The 5319-nt window shown below is 57.2% G+C and carries 3 rRNA genes; all 3 read left to right on the forward strand.

Annotated elements, in window-relative coordinates:
* The first annotated feature begins 138 nt into the window (after positions 1-138).
* The 3 genes from B0I31_RS39820 to rrf all read left to right on the forward strand — a co-directional run bounded on the left by B0I31_RS39820 (position 139) and on the right by rrf (position 5318).
* A 16S ribosomal RNA gene (locus tag B0I31_RS39820) occupies positions 139-1656 on the forward strand.
* Between the two features lie 351 nt (positions 1657-2007).
* Positions 2008-5088: ribosomal RNA gene (locus B0I31_RS39825) — 23S ribosomal RNA — on the forward strand.
* A gap of 113 nt (positions 5089-5201) precedes the next feature.
* Positions 5202-5318, forward strand: a 5S ribosomal RNA gene (gene rrf, locus B0I31_RS39830).
* Together the 16S, 23S and 5S rRNA genes form the textbook arrangement of a ribosomal RNA operon.
* The last annotated feature ends 1 nt before the right edge of the window (position 5319 follow it).

A 5319-nucleotide genomic window follows, 5' to 3' on the forward strand; every position in this document is an offset into this window, starting at 1 on the left:
GCGCGTGTTCTTTGAGAACTCAACAGCGTGCCGAATAGCCAGTAAATTTATGAACCTCGTCAAGAGGTTTCCTTTGAGATTGTTACTGGACAACTGACATTACTTGTCAGTGTTGTTCGGAGCGATCGAACTCATTCCTTATTGGAGAGTTTGATCCTGGCTCAGGACGAACGCTGGCGGCGTGCTTAACACATGCAAGTCGAGCGGTAAGGCCCTTCGGGGTACACGAGCGGCGAACGGGTGAGTAACACGTGGGTAACCTGCCCTGTACTCTGGGATAAGCCTGGGAAACTAGGTCTAATACCGGATACGACCTGCCACTGCATGGTGGTGGGTGGAAAGTTCCGGCGGTATGGGATGGACCCGCGGCCTATCAGCTTGTTGGTGGGGTAATGGCCTACCAAGGCGACGACGGGTAGCCGGCCTGAGAGGGTGACCGGCCACACTGGGACTGAGACACGGCCCAGACTCCTACGGGAGGCAGCAGTGGGGAATATTGCACAATGGGCGAAAGCCTGATGCAGCGACGCCGCGTGAGGGATGACGGCCTTCGGGTTGTAAACCTCTTTCAGCAGGGACGAAGCGCAAGTGACGGTACCTGCAGAAGAAGCACCGGCTAACTACGTGCCAGCAGCCGCGGTAATACGTAGGGTGCGAGCGTTGTCCGGAATTATTGGGCGTAAAGAGCTCGTAGGCGGTTTGTTGCGTCGGCTGTGAAAACTTCACGCTTAACGTGGAGCCTGCAGTCGATACGGGCAGACTTGAGTTCGGCAGGGGAGACTGGAATTCCTGGTGTAGCGGTGAAATGCGCAGATATCAGGAGGAACACCGGTGGCGAAGGCGGGTCTCTGGGCCGATACTGACGCTGAGGAGCGAAAGCGTGGGGAGCGAACAGGATTAGATACCCTGGTAGTCCACGCCGTAAACGGTGGGTGCTAGGTGTGGGGGACTTCCACGTCCTCCGTGCCGCAGCTAACGCATTAAGCACCCCGCCTGGGGAGTACGGCCGCAAGGCTAAAACTCAAAGGAATTGACGGGGGCCCGCACAAGCGGCGGAGCATGTGGATTAATTCGATGCAACGCGAAGAACCTTACCTGGGCTTGACATGCACCGGAAACCTGCAGAGATGTAGGCCTCTTCGGACTGGTGTACAGGTGGTGCATGGCTGTCGTCAGCTCGTGTCGTGAGATGTTGGGTTAAGTCCCGCAACGAGCGCAACCCTCGTTCCATGTTGCCAGCGCGTTATGGCGGGGACTCATGGGAGACTGCCGGGGTCAACTCGGAGGAAGGTGGGGATGACGTCAAGTCATCATGCCCCTTATGTCCAGGGCTTCACACATGCTACAATGGCCGGTACAGAGGGCTGCTAAGCCGTGAGGTGGAGCGAATCCCACAAAGCCGGTCTCAGTTCGGATCGGGGTCTGCAACTCGACCCCGTGAAGTCGGAGTCGCTAGTAATCGCAGATCAGCAACGCTGCGGTGAATACGTTCCCGGGCCTTGTACACACCGCCCGTCACGTCACGAAAGTCGGTAACACCCGAAGCCCGTGGCCCAACCAGCTTGCTGGGGGGAGCGGTCGAAGGTGGGACTGGCGATTGGGACGAAGTCGTAACAAGGTAGCCGTACCGGAAGGTGCGGCTGGATCACCTCCTTTCTAAGGAGCATTCCTCACCGGTTCTCTTCGGAGGGCTGGTGGAGAGCCATGCTGGCGGCGAATGATCGTCGGATGGTTGCTCAATGATGTGGATGCTGGCTATATGCAGGGCTTCGGGTTGCCGCACGAGTTAGTACTGTTCCTTCGGGAGCGTGGAAGGGTCGTTGGGGGCTTCAGGGTTAGTGTTCGGTACGCTGTTGGGTCCTGAGAGAACACGTGAGTGTTTTCCTCAGCGAGAAACGACAGGGCGACCTCCGTCTTCGAACCGCCGGGTTGCCGGTAGGCGTTGGCAGTAGTGGGGTGGTGTCTGGTTGTTCTTTGAGAACTGCACAGTGGATGCGAGCATCTTTGTGGCAAGTTATTAAGGGCACACGGTGGATGCCTTGGCACCAGGAGCCGATGAAGGACGTAGGAGACTGCGATAAGTCTTGGGGAGCTGTCAACCGAGCTGAGATCCAAGAATTTCCGAATGGGGAAACCCGGCCCCAGTCATGTGGGGTCACCCACGCCTGAACACATAGGGCGTGTGGAGGGAACGCGGGGAAGTGAAACATCTCAGTACCCGCAGGAAGAGAAAACAACCGTGATTCCGTGAGTAGTGGCGAGCGAAAGCGGAAGAGGCTAAACCGTATTCGTGTGATACCCGGCAGGGGTTGCGTGTGCGGGGTCGTGGGACCTGTTCGTCAGTTCTGCCGAGCTGACAAGAAGTCATAAAACGGTGTCGTTAGCGGAACGCGTCTGGAAAGCGTGGCCGTAGAGGGTGAAAGTCCCGTACGCGAAAACTCACCGTCTTCTTACAGTGCTCCCAAGTAGCAGCGAGCTCGTGGAATTTGCTGTGAATCTGGCGGGACCACCCGCTAAGCCTGAATACTCCCTGGTGACCGATAGCGGACTAGTACCGTGAGGGAAAGGTGAAAAGTACCCCGGGAGGGGAGTGAAATAGTACCTGAAACCGTGTGCCTACAATCCGTCGGAGCCTTTAGGGGTGACGGCGTGCCTTTTGAAGAATGAGCCTGCGAGTTAGTGCTGCGTGGCGAGGTTAACCCGTGTGGGGTAGCCGTAGCGAAAGCGAGTCCGAATAGGGCGATTGAGTCGCGTGGTCTAGACCCGAAGCGGAGTGATCTAGCCATGGCCAGGGTGAAGCGTGGGTAAGACTGCGTGGAGGCCCGAACCCACCAGGGTTGAAAACCTGGGGGATGAGCTGTGGTTAGGGGTGAAAGGCCAATCAAACTCCGTGATAGCTGGTTCTCCCCGAAATGCATTTAGGTGCAGCGTCGTGTGTTTCGTGCCGGAGGTAGAGCACTGGATGGTCTAGGGGGCCCACAAGCTTACCGAAATCAACCAAACTCCGAATGCCGGTACGTGAGAGCGCGGCAGTGAGACTGCGGGGGATAAGCTTCGTAGTCGAGAGGGAAACAGCCCAGAACGCCGGCTAAGGCCCCTAAGTGTGTGCTAAGTGGGAAAGGATGTGGGGTCGCCCAGACAACCAGGAGGTTGGCTTAGAAGCAGCCACCCTTTAAAGAGTGCGTAATAGCTCACTGGTCAAGTGGTCCTGCGCCGACAATGTAGCGGGGCTCAAGCACACCGCCGAAGCCGTGTCATTTCAGTGTAATGCTGGGATGGGTAGGGGAGCGTCGTTCAGCCATTGAAGCGCCGGAGTGATCCAGGTGTGGAGGCTGGACGAGTGAGAATGCAGGCATGAGTAGCGAAAGCAGAGTGAGAAACTCTGCCGCCGGATGACCAAGGGTTCCTGGGCCAGGCTAATCCGCCCAGGGTAAGTCGGGACCTAAGGCGAGGCCGACAGGCGTAGTCGATGGACAACGGGTTGATATTCCCGTACCCGTGTGAACGCGCCCATGGCGAACCTTGTGATACTAACCGCCCAAAGCCTGTCCCGAGTCTTCGGACGAGGGACTACGTGGAGCGCGGGACCTGAACTTGTAGTAGTCAAGCGATGGGGTGACGCAGGAGGGTAGCTCCGCCAGTGAGTGGTAGTACTGGTGTAAGCGTGTAGGGAGAGCTGTAGGCAAATCCGCAGTTCATGTATCCTGAGACGTGATGCATAGCCGATTGAGGCGAAGTAGAGTGATCCCATGCTGCCGAGAAAAGCCTCTAGTGAGTGTTCATGCGGCCCGTACCCCAAACCGACACAGGTGGTCAGGTAGAGAATACCGAGGCGATCGGGCGAACTGTGGTTAAGGAACTCGGCAAAATGCCCCCGTAACTTCGGGAGAAGGGGGGCCGAGGGATTTGAAGCCCCTTGCGGGCTAGGATTTTTCGGCCGCAGAGACCAGCGAGAAGCGACTGTTTACTAAAAACACAGGTCCGTGCGAAGTCGCAAGACGATGTATACGGACTGACGCCTGCCCGGTGCTGGAACGTTAAGGGGACCGGTTAGCTCTTCGGGGCGAAGCTGAGAACTTAAGCGCCAGTAAACGGCGGTGGTAACTATAACCATCCTAAGGTAGCGAAATTCCTTGTCGGGTAAGTTCCGACCTGCACGAATGGCGTAACGACTTCTCGACTGTCTCAACCACAGGCCCGGCGAAATTGCATTACGAGTAAAGATGCTCGTTACGCGCGGCAGGACGGAAAGACCCCGGGACCTTTACTATAGCTTGGTATTGGTGTTCGGTTCGGCTTGTGTAGGATAGGTGGGAGACTGTGAAGCTGTGACGCCAGTCATGGTGGAGTCGTCGTTGAAATACCACTCTGGTCGTACTGGATGTCTAACCTCGGTCCGTGATCCGGATCAGGGACAGTGCCTGGTGGGTAGTTTAACTGGGGCGGTTGCCTCCCAAAGGGTAACGGAGGCGCTCAAAGGTTCCCTCAGCCTGGTTGGCAATCAGGTGTCGAGTGCAAGTGCACAAGGGGGCTTGACTGTGAGACCGACGGGTCGAGCAGGGACGAAAGTCGGAACTAGTGATCCGGCCATGGCTTGTGGAAGCGTGGTCGCTCAACGGATAAAAGGTACCCCGGGGATAACAGGCTGATCTTGCCCAAGAGTCCATATCGACGGCATGGTTTGGCACCTCGATGTCGGCTCGTCGCATCCTGGGGCTGGAGTAGGTCCCAAGGGTTGGGCTGTTCGCCCATTAAAGCGGTACGCGAGCTGGGTTTAGAACGTCGTGAGACAGTTCGGTCCCTATCCGCCGCGCGCGTAGGATACTTGCGGAAGGCTGTCCCTAGTACGAGAGGACCGGGACGGACGGACCTCTGGTGTGCCAGTTGTCCTGCCAAGGGCATTGCTGGTTGGCTACGTTCGGAAGGGATAACCGCTGAAAGCATCTAAGCGGGAAGCCTGTTCCTAGATGAGGTATCCCACCCTTTGTGGGTTAAGGCCCCCAAGAGACTATTGGGTTGATAGGCCGGAGATGGAAGGTCGGTAACGGCTGGAGTTGACCGGTACTAATAGGCCGAGGACTTGTCATGAAGACGCTACGCATCCACTGTGCGGTTCTGAAAGAACCGAACCGGACCACCTGGTCCACCCGAGGCGGTATCTGGGTGGGTTGGGTGCCTACGGGTTGGTAATTTCATAGTGTTTCGGTGGTCATAGCGGTTGGGGAACACCCGGTCCCATTCCGAACCCGGTAGTTAAGCCTTCCAGCGCCGATGGTACTGCACTCGTGAGGGTGTGGGAGAGTAGGACGCCGCCGAACA

This window comes from Saccharothrix carnea (genome assembly GCF_003014735.1).
Taxonomy (GTDB): Bacteria; Actinomycetota; Actinomycetes; order Mycobacteriales; family Pseudonocardiaceae; genus Actinosynnema; species Actinosynnema carneum.